This is a genomic window from Roseovarius sp. ZX-A-9 (assembly GCF_028369135.1).
In the GTDB taxonomy this organism is placed as follows: Bacteria; Pseudomonadota; Alphaproteobacteria; order Rhodobacterales; family Rhodobacteraceae; genus Roseovarius.
The window spans coordinates 55,594-73,489 of the sequence record NZ_JAPWHW010000012.1; the positions used below are offsets into that span (position 1 = coordinate 55,594).

Below are 17,896 nucleotides of genomic sequence, written 5' to 3' on the forward strand. Positions count from 1 at the left end.
CATCATGGCACGAACAGCACTCGTCACCGGCGGCTCGCGCGGTATCGGCGCGGCCATTTCCAAGGCCCTCAAGGAGCAGGGCTGCAACGTCGCTGCGACCTATGCAGGCAATGACGAAGCCGCCGCTGCTTTCACCGCCGAAACCGGCATCAAGACCTATAAATGGAACGTCGCCGACTATGACGCCAGCAAGGCGGGCATCGCCCAGGTGGAAGCGGATCTTGGCCCGATTGATATCGTCGTGGCCAATGCTGGCATCACCCGCGACGCACCTTTTCACAAGATGACGCCGGAGCAATGGCATCAGGTGATCGACACCAACCTCACAGGCGTCTTCAACACTGTGCACCCGATCTGGCCCGGCATGCGCGAGCGCAAGTTTGGCCGCGTGATCGTCATCAGCTCGATCAACGGTCAAAAGGGCCAGTTCGCCCAAGTCAATTATGCCGCGACCAAGGCAGGCGATCTGGGCATCGTGAAAAGCCTGGCCCAGGAAGGCGCGCGCGCAGGCATCACCGCCAACGCCGTCTGCCCGGGTTATATCGCGACCGAGATGGTCATGGCCGTGCCTGAAAAGGTGCGCGAATCGATCATCAGCCAGATCCCAGCGGGCCGTCTGGGCGAGCCGGAAGAGATCGCACGCTGCGTGGTCTTCCTGGCCTCGGACGATGCGGGCTTTATCAACGGCTCGACCATTTCGGCGAACGGTGCGCAATTCTTTGTTTGACGCATGAGAAACAGCGCCATAGCGTGCGGCGGCTGTCCCAATGGGGCAGCCGTTTTCGTTCAAGGTGTTGGGCATTCAGCCTGACGCTCGGAAGGGTGGGGGAGCGATGACACGAAACAAGGCAACGGCAATCGGATTCGCGGCAGTGCTGCTGTGGTCGTTGCTGGCCCTCTTTACCGTCGGCTCCGCGCCGGTTCCGCCGCTGCAACTGAACGCGATGTGTTTCGCTATCGCTACCCTGATCGGCTTTGTCTGGGTCGCCCGTAGCGGCAGGATGGCCGATCTGCGCAAGGTGTCCTGGCGCGTCTATGTTTTCGGGACGGCGGGGCTCTTTGGCTATCATCTGCTGTATTTCACCGCACTGCGTCTGGCCCCGCCTGCCGAGGCGGGATTGATCGCCTATCTCTGGCCGCTACTGATCGTGTTGTTCTCGGGCCTGCTGCCGGGCGAGCAGTTGCGCCCGGGGCATCTGATCGGTGCGCTTGCAGCCTTTGCCGGGGCGGCCTTGATCATCGCGCGGGGCGGGGCCAGTTTCGAGGCCAGCGCCTTGCCCGGTTACGGCGCGGCGGCGCTCTGCGCCTTGACCTGGTCCAGTTACTCGGTGCTGTCGCGGCGGCTGGGAGATGTGCCCACGAACAGCGTCGCGGTATTCTGTGCTGGCACCGCCCTGCTGTCGCTGATCGCGCATCTGGCGTTCGAGACGACGGTCTGGCCCGCAGATGCGCTGGGCTGGGCCTCGGTTGCGGCGCTGGGCTTGGGGCCGGTCGGGCTGGCCTTTTACGTCTGGGATATCGGGGTGAAACGCGGCGATATCCAGCTGTTGGGTGTGGCGTCCTATGCCGCTCCTCTGCTGTCTACCTTGGTATTGATCCTTGCTGGCGTCGCTGCACCTAGCGCGATCTTGCTGATTGCGGCAGTGCTGATCGCCGGTGGCGCGCTCTTGGCGGCCAGGGCAGGCGGGACGAAGTGAGACAGGTTGTAGCGCGGCCAGTCGCGGGTGCCTAGTATGGCCGGTAGATTTGCATCCCTCCGCGCCCGTGGCGCAGAGGGCAGGCCCTCGTCAGGGCGTTCCATCTATGACTGTGGCATTTGACGAACTATGGTGTCCACTGTCGGGGCGGGCGCCGCCGAAGCGATGCCCGTGGTCTGGCCTAATTGATGTCAGGCCTCTGCCGAAAGGCGAGTGATCTCTTCTTTCAGGCGCAGCTTCTGCTTCTTCAGGTTGGCGATATGCAGATCGTCGACGGCAGGCGCGCGCTGCGCCTCATCGACCTGGATCGAGAGTGCCTGGTGTTTCTTCTTCAACTCCTCGACATGCGAACTCAAGCTCATGTGGGTTCTCCTCTCTGGTTGGTTTCAACTAACTAGATGAGTGCACCACAAATAAATGGTTCTGTCACGCTGCGTGCGCAATAGTCGGTGGTAAAGTGCCGATAATTTGGTGAAATCACGCCCCGATCGGCAATGCAGCCCCGTGCCGGAGGATCCGCGCGGTGTGTTCGGTATAGTTTTCGCGATCCCCGTCATGAGAATCTCCGGCGTGCAGAACCCATGGCGCATGCAGGCGAAACGCCCCCCGGCCACCCTTGCGGCCGCACATCAGTACCCGCGTCGCGGCGCGCCCATTGCGCGGTGTCAGTGGCAGAATCTGGAGACTGCCCAGATGGGCGGCGGCATGGGTCAGCAGGTCGGGCAGCCGCTCGATTCGGTGGATGATATGCACATAGCCGCCCGGCGCGGTCCGTCGCGACGCGGCTTGCAGCCATGCCGCCAGCGGCGTGACCTCGCCCAACGCGGTCTCGCGCCCCGGATCATGGGCAGCCTTGCCTGCGCTGCGGTCGAAATAGGGCGGATTGGCGATGACATGATCGAAGCGGCGCTGCGCGATCTCGGCGGGCATGGCGGCCAGATCGCCGGTCACAACTTCGAGATCAATATCGTTCTCTTCGGCGTTGCGCTGGGCCAGCGCGGCGTATTCGGCCTGCACCTCCAGCCCGGTCAGGCGCAGTCCTGGCACCCTGGCGCCCAGGCAAAGGATCGCGGCCCCCACGCCACAGCCCAGTTCCAGCACCGTCTGGCCGGGCCGTGCATCGACCGAGGCGGCCAGCAAAACAGGGTCCACCCCTGCACGATAGCCCGTGCGTGGCTGATAAAGGTGCAGTCGTCCCCCCAGAAACGCATCATGGCTCAGGTCACGGGTGGTCATAAACCTCGATCCCGTTATCTCGCATCGCCCGTGCGGCTGCCGTGTAATCATCGGGGCGTACCATCAGGCGGCGGGGGAAAATGCCGATGCCGCCTTCGAGAACGCTCATGTTTACGTCCATTTCAAAGCAGTCTATACCCTCGCCCTGAAGCAAGGCCTGCGCGAACGCGATGATCGACATGTCGGAGGTACGCAAGAGCTGTTTCATGAATTTGACTTAAGGATTGCGGCACGCAATGTCGAGCCGTCCGTGGGGAGAGGGATGGGACTGGATCACGCTGCCACAAAACCGCACGAGCAACTGGCCGAGCGTTTCGAAGCCAAGCTGGCTGACGTCAATGCCCTGATCGCTCAGCGTATGGCCTCGCGGCACGCGCCGCGCATCCCCGAAGTGACCGCGCATCTGGTCGAGGCGGGAGGCAAGCGCCTGCGCCCGATGCTGACCCTCGCAGCGGCGGAGCTGAGCGGCTATGTCGGTGAGCATGACGTCCGCTTGGCGGCGACGGTCGAGTTCATCCATACCGCGACATTGTTGCATGACGACGTGGTGGACGAGAGCGCGCAGCGCCGGGGACGTGCCACCGCGAACCTGTTATGGGACAACAAGTCCAGCGTTCTGGTGGGCGATTACCTGTTCTCCCGCGCTTTCCAGCTGATGGTTGAGACCGGATCGCTGCGTGTGCTCGATATCCTGGCGAATGCTTCGGCGACGATCGCAGAGGGCGAGGTGCTGCAACTGACCGCCGCGCGCGATCTGGCCACCACCGAGGAGACCTACCTGCAAGTGGTGCGCGGCAAGACGGCGGCACTGTTCTCTGCCGCAACCGAAGTCGGCGGCGTGATCGCGGGCGCGCCAGATGAATGGACCCGTGCGTTGTTTGATTATGGTGATGCGCTGGGGATCGGGTTTCAGATCGTCGATGACCTGTTGGATTTCCGAGGTGACGCGGCGGCGACGGGCAAGAATATTGGCGACGATTTCCGCGAGCGCAAGCTGACCCTGCCGATCATCAAGGCGGTGGCGGTGGCGGACGCATCCGAACGCGCGTTCTGGCAGCGCACCATCGAAAAGGGCGATCAGCGCGATGGCGATCTGGAACAGGCGATTGCCCTGATGCACGCCCACGGAACGCTGGAGGCCACGCAGGCCGATGCGCAAGCATGGATCACGCAGGCCAAAGACGCGCTTGCAACATTGCCCGAACACCCGGTGCGCCGGATGCTGGCGGATCTGGCCGATTACGTCGTCGCGCGGGTCAACTGACGCAGGCGCTCAACGCGCCCATGCCTGATTTGCCCGTGCCGGACCTGCGCCGATCAAGGTGTCCGGCACGCCGCGCGCGCCGGAGTATTGCAGAAATTCGTCTATAAGGCGTTTCGCGAGGCGTTCTAGCTGTTCAACTGCGTTGCCGTGACCCACCAGCTGGGGAAGGCTTGGCTCAGGCGGCCAGCGGCGGACGCGGCGGTTTCTTCGTCGCCGTACAGGCCAAAGCATGTCCCGCCAGAGCCCGACATCCGCGTCAGCAGACAGCCCGGCGTCACTTCGAGCGAAGCAAAGACCTGCCTGATGATCGGCTCGCATTCGATTGCCGCTTCCTGGAGGTCGTTGCGCATGTCGGCAAGCCAAGAGATCAGGCCCGCAGCATCCACTCCGACCGGCATCGTGTCGGGCATCGCCGGATTGTTCCAGTTCTTGATCCGCGAGAACACTTCGTTCGTCAGCACGGGTATCTTGGGGTTCACCAGAACCGCGTGCAGTGTCGGCAGGCCCGGAACCGGGGTAATCAGATCGCCGATCCCTGTCATCCGGGCTGCGCCCACCCCTGCTGCACAGACCGGTGCATCGGCACCCAGCGCCAGCACATCGTCCGGAATTGGCCGCCCGCTCAGTTCCGAAAGGGCGCGGAAGGTGGCCGCCGCATCAGACGAACCGCCGCCGATGCCCGCAGCCACCGGAAGGTTTTTTTCCAGCGTCAAGGATGCTGACACGCCCATCATCGCGGCGGCCCTGAGAACGAGGTTATCCTCGCCTTTGGGAACGCTGTGCCCCGTGGGGCCGACCACATGCAGGGTGGTCTTCGAGGCCGCAGAGGCGCGCACGTGGTCGCCGACATCCGCGAACATCACCAGTGAATCGAGTGTATGATACCCGTCCTCGCGCCGGCCCGTCACGTGCAGCGTCAGATTGATCTTGGCCGGAGCAAAGGCTTCGACGACCCTGTTCAGCGCGGCGTGGTGCATCGTGTCACCCATATTTCCTATCCTTCGTCATCTGCGACACGAAGGGGCGGTGCGCCCTCCTCGGCCAATACCTTGTCCAGCCCCACTTCAAGCTTGCGCCGGATGCGGTCCGGTTTCACGTCGGGGGCGGGGTTTTCCTTGTCCACGAAGGACAGTGCCCGGCGCCATTGGAAACGCGCTTCGGTGAAGCGCCCCACGGCCCAGAGGACATCGCCCAGATGGTCATTTACGACCGGATCGACGGGCATCAGCTCTGCCGCGTGTTCCATATGTCCGATCGCTTCATCATAGCGGCCCAGACGGTAAAGAACCCACCCAAGCGAATCCACGATGAATCCGCTGTCGGGCTGTGCCGCCACCGCACGCTCGATCATGTCCAGCGCCTCATCGAGCTTGGTGTTTTTCTCGACCAGAGAGTAGCCCAGATAATTCAGGACCTGCGGCTGCTCGGGATTCAGTTCCAGCGAGCGCCGAAAATCTGCTTCTGCCCGGTCCCAAAGGCCCTGACGCTCCAGCGTGATGGCGCGGGCATAGTGGACGAACCATTGCGGATTTTCCCGCGCATCATAGAGCGCGATGGCCTCATCATAAGCGGCGCTGGCCTTGTCGAACTGCTCCATCTGACGATAGAGGTCGCCGGCGGCTGCGGCGGCGATCGGCAACTCTGGGTGCGAGCGTCTTAGCTGTTCCAGAACTTCGATCGCGCCATCGGTCTTGCCCGCGCGGCGCAACGCCTCGGCGCGGCCTAGCTCGGCGGCGTGAAAGGCAGGATGATCGCGCGGCACGCGTTTGTAGGCCTCCGTGGCCAGATCAAACTGTCCCAACTCGTCCAGCAACTCCGCAGACATGATCCGCGAGTCGATATGGGTTTCGCTGAGGTATTCGGCGAGGCGAGAATAGAATAAAACGTAATCCTCGCTGGTATCGGCCAACAGGGCGCGCCCCAGGGAATAGAACACTTCGGCGACGCCTTCGCGGGCGGTGTCGATGCGACTGAAATTCAGCCGTTCGCCAGCTTCCAGCCGCTCGCGCAGTGACGCAATCTGGGGGTCCTGGTCGCTGCCGAACGCCTCGTCGATCACCTTGATGGCGTCTTCGTTGCGCTCCAGCTGGCTCAGCACTTCGGCCCAGGCAATGGTACCGCGCCGCGTGGTCTGCATCGGCCCGTCAGCTTCGCCCGAATAGATCGCATCGGCGGCTTCGTAGTCGCCCACGGATGCCAGCGCGAGCGCCTTGTGGTAAATGGCAAAGCTGCGCAGGCCGCGCTCGTCTGCGACCTCGTCAAAGAGCGCCAGCGCGCTCGCCATGTCGCCCTTTCCCAGCGTTGCCCAGGCGGCGATCAGCCCATCGGCCAGCGGTCCGACGCCGCGTTCATCCGCGATCCGGGCCAATACCGCGTCATAATCGCCTCGGTTGATCTCGGTGGCGATCAGCACCATTTGCGCGACCTGGCTGGAGAAGCCCCCCTCTTCCATCCGGCGGGCGACGGGAAGCGCGCGTTCTACTTGCCCCAGCGACAGCTGTGCTGCGACGGCATGTTCCAGAATGTTCGGGTTTGACGGGTCTCCGGTCAACGCGCGGGTGAAATAAAGCGCGGCGTTCTCGTAGTCATTGAGATAATGCGCTTGTCGGGCAGCCAGATAAGCCCCGGCTGGTTCGTTCGCATGGACGGGCAGGGGCGGCGTCGCCAGCACGGCGGCCAGGGCGAATAAGGTCAGGGATCTGAAAATCACGCTTGGGTTTGCCTGTTCTGGTTGCCTCAGTATCGCATAACCTAAACCGCGCGGCATCCAGAGGCAATGGTCGGCGGCATGGTGCCGCCTGACCAAAGCGCGAAGTTCACCGAAGTTTTACATGTTGGGATAGTTCGGTCCGTCGCCCCCCTGCGGCGTGGTCCAGTTGATATTCTGGGACGGATCCTTGATGTCGCAGGTCTTGCAATGCACGCAGTTCTGGAAATTGATCTGAAAGCGCGGTTCCTTGCCATCCTCCTGGATGAACTCATAGACGCCCGCCGGACAATAGCGCGCCGAAGGACCGGCGTATTTCGGCAGGTTCACCGCAACCGGGATGTTCGGATCCTTGAGCTTGAGATGCGCAGGCTGGTTCTCGTCATGGTTGGTCATCGCAAAGCTGACATTGGTCAACCGGTCAAAGCTGAGTTTACCGTCGGGCTTGGGATAGCTGATTTCCTTGTGCATGTTGGCCGGTTCCGTCGCCTCGGCGTCGGTCTTGCCGTGCTTGATCGTGCCCAATAGCGAAAAGCCCAGCGTGTTGGTCCACATGTCCATCCCGCCCAGCGTGAGGCTGGCCAGCAGCCCGTATTTCGACCACAGCGGTTTGACGTTGCGGACCTTTTTCAGATCCTTGCCGATGGCACCTTTGCGCACTTCCGTCTCGTAATCGTTCAGCTCATCGCTGGCGCGCCCGCCTTCGATGGCAGCGTGCGCGGCCTCTGCTGCGGCCATGCCGCTGAGCATCGCGTTATGGTTGCCCTTGATGCGCGGCACGTTGACCATGCCCACCGAGCAGCCCAGCAGCGCCACGCCGGGTGCGATCATCTTGGGCATCGACTGATACCCGCCCTCGGAAATGGCGCGCGCGCCGTAGGCCACGCGTTTGCCACCCTCGAGCAGTTCGGCCACCATCGGATGATGCTTGAACCGCTGGAACTCCATGTAGGGGTAGAGATGCGGGTTCTTGTAGTTCAGGTGAACCACGAAACCGACATAGACCTGATTGTTTTCTAGGTGATAGATGAACGATCCGCCGCCCGCATTCTTGCCCAGCGGCCAACCCATCGTATGGGTGACGCTACCCTCGCGGTGCTTTGCCGGGTCGATTTCCCAGATTTCCTTCATCCCGAGGCCGAATTTCTGCGGCTCCTTGCCTTGGCTGAGGTCATATTTCGCGATCACTTCTTTCGACAGCGAACCGCGCACCCCTTCGGAGAGGAAGACATATTTGCCATGCAGCTCCATGCCGGGCTCGTAGTTCGGACCCTTTGAGCCGTCCGGTGCGATTCCGAATTCACCGGCGACCACGCCTTTGACTTCGCCATTGTCACCGTAGACCAGCTCCGAGCAAGCCATGCCGGGAAAGATCTCGACGCCCAGTTCCTCGGCCTGTTCGGCCATCCAGCGGCAGACATTGCCCATGGAGACGATGTAATTGCCGTGATTGTTCATCAGCGGTGGCATGGGGAAGTTGGGGACGCGAACACCACCCGCTTCGCCCAGCATGTAAAAGTTGTCGTCCTTTACCGGCACGTTCAGGGGCGCGCCTTTTTCCTTCCAGTCCGGGATCAGCTTGTTCAGGCCGCACGGATCCAGCACCGCGCCCGACAGGATATGCGCGCCCACTTCGCTGCCTTTTTCCAGAACAACGACCTCGCGATCGGGATTTAGCTGCTTGAGTCGGATCGCGGCACTCAGCCCGGCGGGGCCTGCCCCCACGATCACCACATCGTATTCCATCGTCTCGCGCGCAGTGTCCGACATCGGTCCATCCTCTCGATAAAGGCTCGGATCACGCGGACCCGGCTCGCAACAAAGTTGCGCATGTGGGTAGCGCGCCGGACGGGCTGGCGTCAATTGAAACACGACGTGAAATCGGCTGGAAAGCGTTAAAAAAACAGCAGGGTGAAGCGTGATTGCGCCGCTTTGCCGCTTCGTCTATTGCAAAGGCGTGGCACGTCAGGGCAGTCTGGCACGACCTGGAAAAACATCGGCAGGCCCGCATCATGTGCCTGCAAGAAAAGGGGACGCGAGAATGGAAAAAATCCCGATGACCCACAAGGGTCATGTGGCGCTGGAGACAGAGTTGAAGCAGCTCAAGTCGGTCGAGCGTCCGGCGATCATCCGCGCCATTTCCGAGGCGCGCGAACATGGTGACCTGTCGGAGAATGCCGAATACCATTCCGCCAAGGAAAAGCAGAGCTTCATCGAGGGCCGCATCAAGGAACTGGAAGGCGTGCTCAGCCTTGCCGAAGTGATCGACCCGACCAAGCTGTCCGGCAGCATCAAGTTCGGCGCGACCGTCACGCTGGTCGATGAAGACACCGACGAGGAAAAGACCTATCAGATCGTCGGTGAATACGAGGCCAAAATCGAAAACGGCCTGCTGAACATCAAGTCACCCATCGCCCGCGCCCTGATCGGCAAGGAAGAAGGCGACAGCGTCGAGGTGCGCACGCCGGGTGGGGACCGGGCCTATGAAGTGCTGAAAATCGCATATATCTGAGCCAGGGCGTTGCGGCATATTCCCCGAACATGACAGTGTGTTGCAATCCCCACGACGTTGAGCGGAGCGCGATTCGGACTCAGATTGTGCCGCAACGTAAACTCGAAACGCTTTAAGGTGGCGAGATATGCCTGACCCCAAGCCGACCCGCCCCACGTCGCTGGGGATCTATGACAAGACACCGCAAGCGCCGATCACCGGGATCGAGGTGACGGCCCTTGTGCTGTCGGGGCTGTGGCTGGTTGGGTCTGCGCTGTTCTTCCTGGTACTGGTGCCGGACGGTGCCCTGGGCGGCGACAGCGGTGCGCTGGGTTTCCTGCTGACGATGCTCGTGATTTTCCTGCCGGTCGCAATGATCTGGGTGGCGGCGACAGCCGCGCGCGCGTCACGTGTGATGCGCGAAGAGAGCCGGCGCCTGCAGGCCGCGATCGATGCGATCCGCCAGGCCTATGTGATCCAGAACCAGTCGGGCGGGGCACGCGGCCCCGACGGCGCATCCGTGGCGCGCAAGCTCGACGAGATCGCGGCGGCACAGCGCAAGACCGAGACCGCGCTCGCGACATTCTCGACCTCGCGTCACGCACCACCGCCGCGCGTCGCCCCTGCGGCCACTACCCCCCCGGCGGGGGACGGTGATCAGGTGGCACTGCCGCTGGGCACATCTGCCGACGAGATTCGGCCGCCGCTCGCCACGGCCGATTTCATCCGCGCGCTCAATTTCCCCGAGACGGTCGACGACAAGGCCGGTTTTGATTCCCTGCGCAAGGCGCTGAAGGATCGCCCCACCGCCCTGCTGATCCAGGCGGCGCAGGATATTCTCACGCTGCTCAGCCAGGATGGCATCTACATGGACGACCTTCGCCCCGACATGGCGCGCCCCGAAATCTGGCGTCGCTTCGGCGCCGGTGCACGGGGCCGCGAGATTGCGGCACTGGGCGGCATCCGTGACCGGTCCTGCCTGGCGCTCAGCGCCGCGCGGATGAAAAAAGACCCGATCTTCCGCGATGCTGCGCATCATTTCCTGCGTCGTTTCGACAGGATGTTTGCCAGTTTCGCCGAAACCGCCACCGATGCGGAGATTTCCGAGCTTTCCGATACCCGTACCGCCCGGGCCTTCATGCTGCTGGGGCGGATCGCAGGCACTTTCGACTGACCGGGCAGGGCGGGCACAGCCGTCCCCCCTTCATTTTGCCAAAAATACTCAAAAATCCGAGGGCTACAGCCCGAAACTGCCATAGGGGATGTAGCGCACCATATCCCCTGGCGTGATCTCAAGCGCATCATCGGGCAATTCCACCAGCCCTTCGGCCCAGCTCAGCCCGCTGATTCGGCCTGACCCTTCAGAGGCAAACACCTCCGCCCGGCCGTCGCGGATCCGCGCGCGCAGGAACTCGCGCCGCCCGGCTTTCTTGCGCTTGGCAAAGCCTGCGGGCACGTCGAACCCCTGTGGCGCGCTCCAGTCCGTTCCCGCCAGCAGTCCCAGTGCCGGACGCGCAAAGACCAGCGTACAGACCAGCGCCGCGACCGGATTGCCCGGCAGCCCAAACACCGGCGTGCCCCGCCACATGCCCAATGCCAGCGGGCGGCCGGGTTTCAGCGCGATTCGCCAATGGTCCAGTGCGCCGTCCTCTTTCAGAAGCGCCGAAACGTGATCCTCATCCCCCGCCGAAGCGCCGCCAGAGGTGAGGATTGCATCGCTCATGTCGGCGGCTCGGTCGAACGCGGCGCGCAGTGCAGCGCGGTCATCGGGGGCGCGGCCCAGATCATGTACGGCAAACCCCATCTGCGCCATCAGCGCCCGCAGCATGGGGCGGTTCGCGTCGTAGATCTGGCCCGGCCCCGTCGCCTCGCCGGGCTCGCATAGTTCGTCCCCCGTTGACAGGATCGCCACCCGCAGCCGGTCATGCACCGGCACGCGCGCCGTGCCCGTGGCAGCCAGTAAGGCCAGGTCGGCGGGGGTCAGGACTCGGCCCGCAGGCAGAAGCTCAGCGCCTTCGCGAACATCCTCGCCCGCGCGGCGGGTATTCGCACCGGGCCGGATCCCGCCCCGGAAGGCGATTCGTTGGCCATCGCTGCGCACATCCTCTTCGAGGATGACAGTATCGACGCCCTCGGGCAGGATCGCCCCCGTCAGGATGCGGATCGCGCTGCCGGGCGGGACCCGCCCGGTAAAGGGCACGCCGGCTGCGGCGCGGCCCTCGCAGAGGGGCAGGACCGGATCGCCGGGTGGCAGGCTGGCGTGGGCAAACCCGTAGCCGTCTACCGCTGTGTTGGGCGCAGGCGGATTGGATCGCAGTGCCTTGACCGGTTCGGCCAGCACGCGGCCCGCCGCATCCACCAGCGCCACCATACTGCGCCCCACCACCGGGCGCAGCCGGGCTCGCAGCGCATCCAGCGCTTCGTCCACCGGCGTCCAGTGCACCCCGGCGGGCATCGCAAAACAATCGTCACGCAGCGGTGGAGGTGCGAGCGGCACGCGCGCGGGAAGGGCAGCGCAGAGGGCGTCTTCATGGCCGATGCCGAGGATCCAGCCCTCGCGCGTGTCGCCTTCGCGCAGCATGGCGTCCAGATGCGACGGGTCGATCTGGCTCAACGCGTTGGCAAGCACCCGAACCTGCGCGCGGTCCTTGATCTCGTCCGGCGCGCGGCGCAGCTCGATCTCATCGGCCAGCAGAGACGGGTAGACTTCGGCCAGAACGATCTGGGTCTCCGGCGGCTCGAAGGGGGCGACTGACAAGGCCGCGCGGTAGCGACTGCGCAGGCGGTGCAGATGCGGCAGGCCGACCAGTGCCTGCGATCCGACGGAGCCTGTCGTGTAGAGCTTCCAGCAGGGCTGGGCCGAGAGGATGCGGGCCTCGACCGCGCGGCGTTCGGGCAGGCCGTGCCCATGCCGCGTGTTGCCCCGCGCGGGCAGAACAGCATCCGACAGCGCGGCGGGGCAGCCCCAAAACGGGCCGACACCGGGCAGGGCGGCGTTGAGGGCGCGGGCGACCTCGAACCGGTTGTTGGCATTGTCCGGGCCGTCCTCGATGCGGTCGGCCAGCATTGCCCAGACGGCAAATGGATCATCGCTGCCTGTCACGGCCTCGGCGAAACCCGCCGGATAGCCAAAGGGAAAGTCGAACCCGGCCAGCACACGCTCACCCGCCGCGATGGCTGCATCGAACAGGGCGCAGAGCGCGGTGAAGGCCGCATCGCGGGTGCGGTGATAGTGGCAGGTCACATTGCCATCCCGCGCCACCGCGATCCAGATCGCGTCCGGACTGGGCCGCGCCGGGCTGGGGGCAGAGCGCGCGGACCAATCGACCACGACCGTGACGTCAAACCCCGTCAAAGCCCGACCTCGGCAAGGATGAAATCGGCGATTGCGGTCGTGTCATCCAGATCGAACAGCGGGCGGTCCAGCTCAAGCGGCGTGTCGCTGGCGACAGCGCGGATGGTCGGATCGCCGGGTGCGATCAACGGGTTGCCGGTAACGGCGCGATAGGCTTCGATCTTGGGGTGGGCGTCGCGCTTGTAGCCCTCCACCAACACCAGATCGACCGGCGAGAGCCGCGCCAATAGCGTCTTGAGTGGCGGCTCGGCTGCGTCGCGCAATTCGTGCATCAGGGCGATGCGGCTTTTCGAGGCCAGCAGCACCTCGGTCGCGCCCGCGGTGCGGTGGCGATGGCTGTCCTTGCCCGGATGATCAACGTCAAAGCTGTGATGTGCGTGCTTGACCGTCGATACCGTAAATCCGCGCGCGGTGATATCCGCCACCAACCGCTCCATCAGGCCGGTCTTGCCGGCATTCTTCCATCCGGTGACACCGTAGAGCTTCATGCTGCGCCCTCCAGGATGGCCTGCGCGCGGGCCAGATCCTCGGGGGTGTTGACGTTGAAAAAGGGGTCGCCTTGCGCATCGAACTGCGCTGTCCGGGCGTCGTGCTGATCCGTCCACAGCACCACCTTGCGCAGCCCGTCCTGCAGCGCCGCGCGCAGATCGTCTCGCAGCGCGACCGGCCAGAGGCCGAAGGTCGGCTGGCGGCCATCGGGCGTCGCGGCAAGTGCCAGCGGTACCTGCATCCCCTGGGCGGCCATCATCAGGCGCGGGACGAGGTCGCAGGGAAAAAACGGCGTATCGGCAGCAACGCTCACCACCGTTTCTGCCCCTTGTCCGGCGGCCCAGTCGAGCCCCGCCAGAACACCCGCCAACGGGCCGACGAAGCCGCCCACCGGATCGGGCAGAACCGGCAGGCCAAGCGCGGCGAACCGTGCCGGATCGCCATTGGCGTTGAGCGCCAGCCCCGCAACCTGCGGCGCGATGCGGTCGATGACATGGCTCAGCAGCGTGCCCTCGCCCAAAGGCAGCAGCCCCTTGTCGCCCCCGCCCATGCGCGTGGCCAACCCGCCCGCCAGAATGATCGCAAGTGGCTGTTTCATCGCGCCACCTCTACACAGGGCGCAGAAAAACAAACGCTGTCCCGGTGGCTTATCGTGCAGAGATTTGCGGAATCTGCTGTCATTGGTCCGCCCCCTTGCGTCGATGTTTGCGGTCTTCCTCCACAACATGCGCAGGATCGGCGTCGCGGACCAGCCGGGACTCGCCGCTCAGGCAGATGAACCGCTGGCCACGCATCCGCCCGATCAATGTCAAACCGACCTGTTGCGCAATCTCGACCCCCCATGCGGTAAAGCCCGAGCGCGAGGCGAGTACCGGGATGCCCATCAACGCGGTCTTGATCACCATTTCGGAGGTCAGTCGCCCGGTGGTATAGAGCAGCTTGTCTTGCGCGCTCACACCTTCGGACAGCATCCATCCGGCGATCTTGTCCACCGCGTTATGCCGCCCGACATCCTCCATATAGACCAGTGGCCGCGCCCCTTCGCAGAGCACGGTGCCGTGGATCGCGCCCGCTTCCAGATAGAGTGACGGGGTTCGGTTGATGAGATGCGCCAGCGCGTAGAGATCAGAGGTTTTCACGCGCGAGTCGGGCAATTGCACCCCTTCCAATCCCTCCATCATGTCGCCAAAGACGGTGCCGACAGCACAGCCGCTGGTGCGGGTCTTCTTCTTCAGCTTCTCCTCGTAGGTGGTCTTCCCATCAGTGCGCACCACCACGGTCTCCAGCTCTTCGTCGTAATCGACACGCAACACCGCTTCGTCGTCCTGCAGCATGCCCTGGTTGCGCAGGAACCCCAGTGCCAGATATTCGGGATAGTCGCCGATGGTCATCGCCGTCACGATTTCCTGCGCATTGAGAAAGATCGTCAGCGGGCGTTCCTCGATCACGTTGATCGTCTGGGTCAGCCCCTCGTGATCGGTGCCCTGAACCGCCCGCGTCAACCCCGGCGCGGCGGGATTTGGGGCGATGAGATAGGCGGCGGTATTGGCGTCAGATTTGGGGCGGGGCGGCAATTGTGCCTCCTTCGGTTTCAGGGTAGGCGGTGGGAACTCGGCTGGAACGGACCCTCCACATGCAAAGCACCAAATCTCCCTACAGGCAAGGCATCGCGGCCGGGCTTCCGTTTATCATTATCCTTGCCCCCTTCGGCGTGCTTTTCGGTGTCGTCGCCACCGAGGCCGGGCTGGACATCGTTGAGGCGCTGGTAATGTCTACGCTCGCCCTCGCCGGGGCGGCACAATTCACTGCGCTGCAATTGCTCACCGAGCATGTACCGACGGTGATCGTGGTTGCGGCAGCCCTGACGGTGAACCTGCGGCTGGCAATGTATTCGGCGGCCCTGACACCGCATCTGGGGTCTGCATCCCTGCCGGTGCGGTTGGCGGTGGCGTATTGCGTCGTCGATCAGACCTATGCCTGCTCGGTTTCTGCCTTCGAGGAGAATCCGCATTGGACACTGCGCCAGCGACTGGCCTTCTACTTTGGCGCGGCGACCCCGATCATGCCGAACTGGATCGTTTTCACCGGTGTCGGCGCGCTGGTGGGCGAGGCAATCCCGCCTGAACTGGCGCTGGATTTCGCGGTCCCCATCACGTTCATTGCTTTGGTCGTGCCGATGATGCGCACCGGTGCGCACCGCGCCGCCGCATTGACGGGGATCGTTGCGTCGCTATTGCTGACGTGGTTGCCCTATTCGCTGGGGATCATCGTTTCAGGAATGATCGGCATGGCCGTCGGCGCTGAAATCGAACGAAGGATAGAATTGTCATGATCGACAAGTTTTCCCTGTGGACCGTGATCCTGGCATTGGGCTTCGGCAGTTTCCTGCTTCGCTTCGTCTTTATCGGGTTGGTCGGCAACCGGTCCTTGCCCGTGTGGCTGCTGAGGCACCTGCGCTATACTGCCGTAGCCGTGCTTCCGGCGCTGATTGCACCGCTGGTTCTGTGGCCGCCCGCGACGGGCGGGCAGATCGATCCGCCGCGCCTGATGGCCGCGCTGGCCGCCACGGTGGTCGCGTGGAAAACCCGCAGCGTGATCGGGTCCGTCCTTGCCGGGGGCGGGGCGCTCTATTTGGGTTTCTGGCTGATGGGCTGAGGCGCGAGCAGGTCCGAGCCTAGATCGCGTGTGCCGGGGGGGGCGTACCGATCAGTTGGCGGCGGTGCCGCTCTTCTGCATCTCGGTGACCGCCGTGGCGACATTCAGCAAATGGGCGAAATGATCTGACGCCCTGACTTTCGGGCCAAAACCGGTCGGCTTTGGCCCGAAAGATCGAGAAGTGACTTAGCCGATGGCGGCTGCTTTCACGTCGTCGTCGATATAGGGAACATACTGCTCGAAATTCTTCGAGAACATGTCGACCAGCTTGGCCGCCTGACGATCATACGAGTCCGGCTTGTCCCATGTCCGGCGCGGGTCCAGCAGTACGGTTGGTACGCCCGGAGCGTCCTTTGGCACCTCGAAGCCGAAATTCGGGTCCTTGCGGAATTCCACGGTGTTGAGCGACCCGTCGAGGGCTGCGGTCAGCAGCGCACGGGTGGCCTTGATCGGCATACGCGAACCAGTGCCGTAGGCGCCGCCGGTCCAGCCGGTGTTGACCAGCCAGCAGGTTGCGCCGTGCTTGGCGATCTTGGCGCGCAGCAGGTTGCCGTAGACCTCGGGGCGGCGCGGCATGAAGGGCGCACCGAAGCAGGTCGAGAATGTCGGCTCCGGCTCGGTCACGCCGCGCTCGGTGCCGGCTACCTTGGAGGTGAAGCCAGACAGGAAGTGATACATCGCCTGTGCCGGGGTCAGCCGCGCGATGGGGGGCAATACGCCGAAAGCATCGCAGGTCAGCATGATGATGTTCTTGGGGTGCCCGCCGATGGCCGTGCTGGATGCGTTCGAGATGTATTCCAGCGGATAGGCGCAGCGCGTGTTGGCTGTCAGGCTGTCATCCTCGAAATCGAGTTCCCTCGTTTCCTCGTCGAACACCATGTTCTCGATCACCGTGCTGAACTTGCTGGTGGTCGCATAAATCTCGGGTTCGGCCTCGGGGTTGAGGTTGATCGTCTTGGCATAGCAGCCACCCTCGAAGTTGAAGGTTCCACGATCTGACCAGCCATGTTCGTCGTCGCCGATCAACGTGCGGTCAGGGTCTGCCGACAGGGTCGTCTTGCCGGTGCCCGACAGGCCAAAGAAGATCGCGGTATCGACCGGGTTGCCCTTGGCGTGGTTGGCCGAGCAGTGCATCGGCATGATGCCTTTTTCGGGCAACAGGTAGTTGAGCAGCGAAAAGACCGATTTCTTGTTCTCGCCCGCGTATTCCGTGCCGCCGATCAGGATGATCTTGCGCTCGAAATTCATCGCAATCACCGTATCAGAGCGGCAATCGTGCTTTTTCGGGTCCGCTTTGAAGCTGGGGCAGTTGATGACGGTATAGTCGGCGATGAAATGCTCTAGCGTGTCGCGATCAGGACGGCGCAGCAAGTGACGGCTGAAAAGGCCGTGCCAAGCCAGTTCGGTCACCATGCGAACCTTGATCGAATGTGCGGGATCGGCACCACCGACCAGATCCTGCACGTAAAGGCGACCGCCTTGCATGTGCGCGATCATGTCGTTGAAAAGTGCATCGAACCCTTCAGTAGACATCGGGGCATTGTTGTCCCACCAGATGGTGTCCTTGACGCCATCGGTCACGACAACATGCTTGTCCTTGGGAGAGCGTCCGGTGAACTTACCAGTCGAAACTAGGAAGGCGCCGCCACGGCCCAGCGTGCCTTCGCCGTTTTTCAGCGCGGCTTCTACCAGCGCCGCTTCGATCAGGTTGTAGTGTACTTCAGCAAGTCCGCTGATGCCCTGATCCTCAAGTCGAAAGCTCGGATTTACCCGTCCCATAGTCATCCCGTATGTCTCCAATTTGGGTCATCGCCGAGTTCGGCGGCTATCGGGGGTACAGGTTGGCCCGTCGTAATGTACGGTGTTCTGCACCCGGTTGGCCGCGTCTTAACATGACGTTTCTGCAAATGAACAGGCCGCTTTTACGCAGTTAGCGCAACCAAGATGACGTTAGCGCAACCAGTGCGCCGCATCGGCGGAGCGACGCCGGATTGTGGCAAAT

At 63.3% G+C, this 17,896-nt stretch carries 18 protein-coding genes; 7 read left to right on the plus strand and 11 right to left on the minus strand.

Translation table 11 applies throughout. The annotated features are described in order from the left end of the window. The first annotated feature begins 4 nt into the window (after nt 1–4). Both phbB and yddG read left to right on the plus strand, forming a co-directional pair. Nucleotides 5–727, plus strand: a complete 723-nt coding sequence (phbB, locus tag O3306_RS13065) for an acetoacetyl-CoA reductase (RefSeq protein ID WP_272008029.1) — start codon at nt 5–7, stop codon at nt 725–727. 106 nt (nt 728–833) lie between these two features. After that, nucleotides 834–1,697: an aromatic amino acid exporter YddG gene (yddG, locus tag O3306_RS13070; protein ID WP_272008031.1), complete on the plus strand. Its 864-nt coding sequence runs from the start codon at nt 834–836 to the stop codon at nt 1,695–1,697. A gap of 191 nt (nt 1,698–1,888) precedes the next feature. On the opposite strand, the gene O3306_RS13075 is transcribed toward yddG, so the two are convergent. The 3 genes from O3306_RS13075 to O3306_RS13085 form a co-directional block, all read right to left on the minus strand. Then, on the minus strand, nt 1,889–2,059 hold the full coding sequence (locus O3306_RS13075) for a YdcH family protein (RefSeq protein WP_272008033.1): 171 nt from the start codon (nt 2,057–2,059) through the stop codon (nt 1,889–1,891). Nucleotides 2,060–2,174: 115 nt separating this feature from the next. After that, nucleotides 2,175–2,933: a tRNA1(Val) (adenine(37)-N6)-methyltransferase gene (locus O3306_RS13080; RefSeq protein WP_272008035.1), complete on the minus strand. Its 759-nt coding sequence runs from the start codon at nt 2,931–2,933 to the stop codon at nt 2,175–2,177. Then, nucleotides 2,920–3,141 carry a putative signal transducing protein gene (locus O3306_RS13085; protein ID WP_272008037.1) on the minus strand — a complete coding sequence of 74 codons (222 nt, stop codon included), beginning with the start codon at nt 3,139–3,141 and terminating at the stop codon, nt 2,920–2,922. The genes O3306_RS13080 and O3306_RS13085 overlap by 14 nt, the downstream gene beginning before the upstream one ends. 54 nt (nt 3,142–3,195) lie before the next feature. Between O3306_RS13085 and O3306_RS13090 the strand changes: the two genes are divergently transcribed. Further along, nucleotides 3,196–4,197 carry a polyprenyl synthetase family protein gene (locus O3306_RS13090; protein ID WP_272008039.1) on the plus strand — a complete coding sequence of 334 codons (1,002 nt, stop codon included), beginning with the start codon at nt 3,196–3,198 and terminating at the stop codon, nt 4,195–4,197. 125 nt (nt 4,198–4,322) lie between these two features. Here O3306_RS13090 and O3306_RS13095 read toward each other — a convergent pair whose 3' ends face one another. Genes O3306_RS13095 through O3306_RS13105 form a run of 3 tightly spaced genes read right to left on the minus strand, consistent with a single transcriptional unit; the run spans nt 4,323 to nt 8,674 of the window. Further along, nucleotides 4,323–5,186 (minus strand): 4-(cytidine 5'-diphospho)-2-C-methyl-D-erythritol kinase, encoded by an 864-nt coding sequence (locus O3306_RS13095; protein WP_272008041.1) that lies wholly within the window; start codon nt 5,184–5,186, stop codon nt 4,323–4,325. 5 nt (nt 5,187–5,191) lie between these two features. After that, nucleotides 5,192–6,964, minus strand: a complete 1,773-nt coding sequence (locus O3306_RS13100) for a tetratricopeptide repeat protein (RefSeq protein ID WP_442970000.1) — start codon at nt 6,962–6,964, stop codon at nt 5,192–5,194. Between the two features lie 60 nt (nt 6,965–7,024). Then, nucleotides 7,025–8,674 (minus strand): electron transfer flavoprotein-ubiquinone oxidoreductase, encoded by a 1,650-nt coding sequence (locus O3306_RS13105; RefSeq protein ID WP_272008043.1) that lies wholly within the window; start codon nt 8,672–8,674, stop codon nt 7,025–7,027. 271 nt (nt 8,675–8,945) lie between these two features. On the opposite strand from O3306_RS13105, the gene greA reads away from it, so the two are divergent. Together greA and O3306_RS13115 are read left to right on the plus strand one after the other, a co-directional pair. Then, the gene (gene greA / locus O3306_RS13110; RefSeq protein ID WP_272008044.1) at nt 8,946–9,416 is read left to right on the plus strand and encodes a transcription elongation factor GreA; all 471 of its coding nucleotides are present in this window, start codon (nt 8,946–8,948) and stop codon (nt 9,414–9,416) included. Between the two features lie 127 nt (nt 9,417–9,543). Beyond that, nucleotides 9,544–10,569 carry a hypothetical protein gene (locus tag O3306_RS13115; RefSeq protein WP_272008046.1) on the plus strand — a complete coding sequence of 342 codons (1,026 nt, stop codon included), beginning with the start codon at nt 9,544–9,546 and terminating at the stop codon, nt 10,567–10,569. A gap of 63 nt (nt 10,570–10,632) precedes the next feature. Here O3306_RS13115 and O3306_RS13120 read toward each other — a convergent pair whose 3' ends face one another. From O3306_RS13120 to O3306_RS13135, 4 genes are all read right to left on the minus strand, one after another. Further along, nucleotides 10,633–12,750 (minus strand): molybdopterin-binding protein, encoded by a 2,118-nt coding sequence (locus O3306_RS13120; RefSeq protein WP_272008048.1) that lies wholly within the window; start codon nt 12,748–12,750, stop codon nt 10,633–10,635. Beyond that, nucleotides 12,747–13,238 (minus strand): molybdopterin-guanine dinucleotide biosynthesis protein B, encoded by a 492-nt coding sequence (mobB, locus tag O3306_RS13125; protein WP_272008050.1) that lies wholly within the window; start codon nt 13,236–13,238, stop codon nt 12,747–12,749. The genes O3306_RS13120 and mobB overlap by 4 nt, the downstream gene beginning before the upstream one ends. Next, on the minus strand, nt 13,235–13,837 hold the full coding sequence (mobA, locus tag O3306_RS13130) for a molybdenum cofactor guanylyltransferase MobA (protein ID WP_272008052.1): 603 nt from the start codon (nt 13,835–13,837) through the stop codon (nt 13,235–13,237). Before mobA ends, mobB begins: the two co-directional genes overlap by 4 nt. 79 nt (nt 13,838–13,916) lie before the next feature. Then, the gene (locus O3306_RS13135; RefSeq protein WP_272008053.1) at nt 13,917–14,813 is read right to left on the minus strand and encodes a formate dehydrogenase accessory sulfurtransferase FdhD; all 897 of its coding nucleotides are present in this window, start codon (nt 14,811–14,813) and stop codon (nt 13,917–13,919) included. A gap of 59 nt (nt 14,814–14,872) precedes the next feature. Here O3306_RS13135 and O3306_RS13140 point away from each other — a divergent pair, with 59 nt between their 5' ends. Together O3306_RS13140 and O3306_RS13145 are read left to right on the plus strand one after the other, a co-directional pair. Continuing rightward, nucleotides 14,873–15,571: an AzlC family ABC transporter permease gene (locus O3306_RS13140; RefSeq protein WP_272008055.1), complete on the plus strand. Its 699-nt coding sequence runs from the start codon at nt 14,873–14,875 to the stop codon at nt 15,569–15,571. Then, entirely contained in the window at nt 15,568–15,894 is a 327-nt protein-coding gene (locus tag O3306_RS13145; protein ID WP_272008057.1) for an AzlD domain-containing protein, read from the plus strand. Before O3306_RS13140 ends, O3306_RS13145 begins: the two co-directional genes overlap by 4 nt. Nucleotides 15,895–16,080: 186 nt before the next feature. Here the strand turns inward: O3306_RS13145 and O3306_RS13150 are convergent, their stop codons facing one another. Then, nucleotides 16,081–17,679 (minus strand): phosphoenolpyruvate carboxykinase, encoded by a 1,599-nt coding sequence (locus O3306_RS13150; protein ID WP_272008059.1) that lies wholly within the window; start codon nt 17,677–17,679, stop codon nt 16,081–16,083. Between the last annotated feature and the right edge of the window lie 217 nt (nt 17,680–17,896).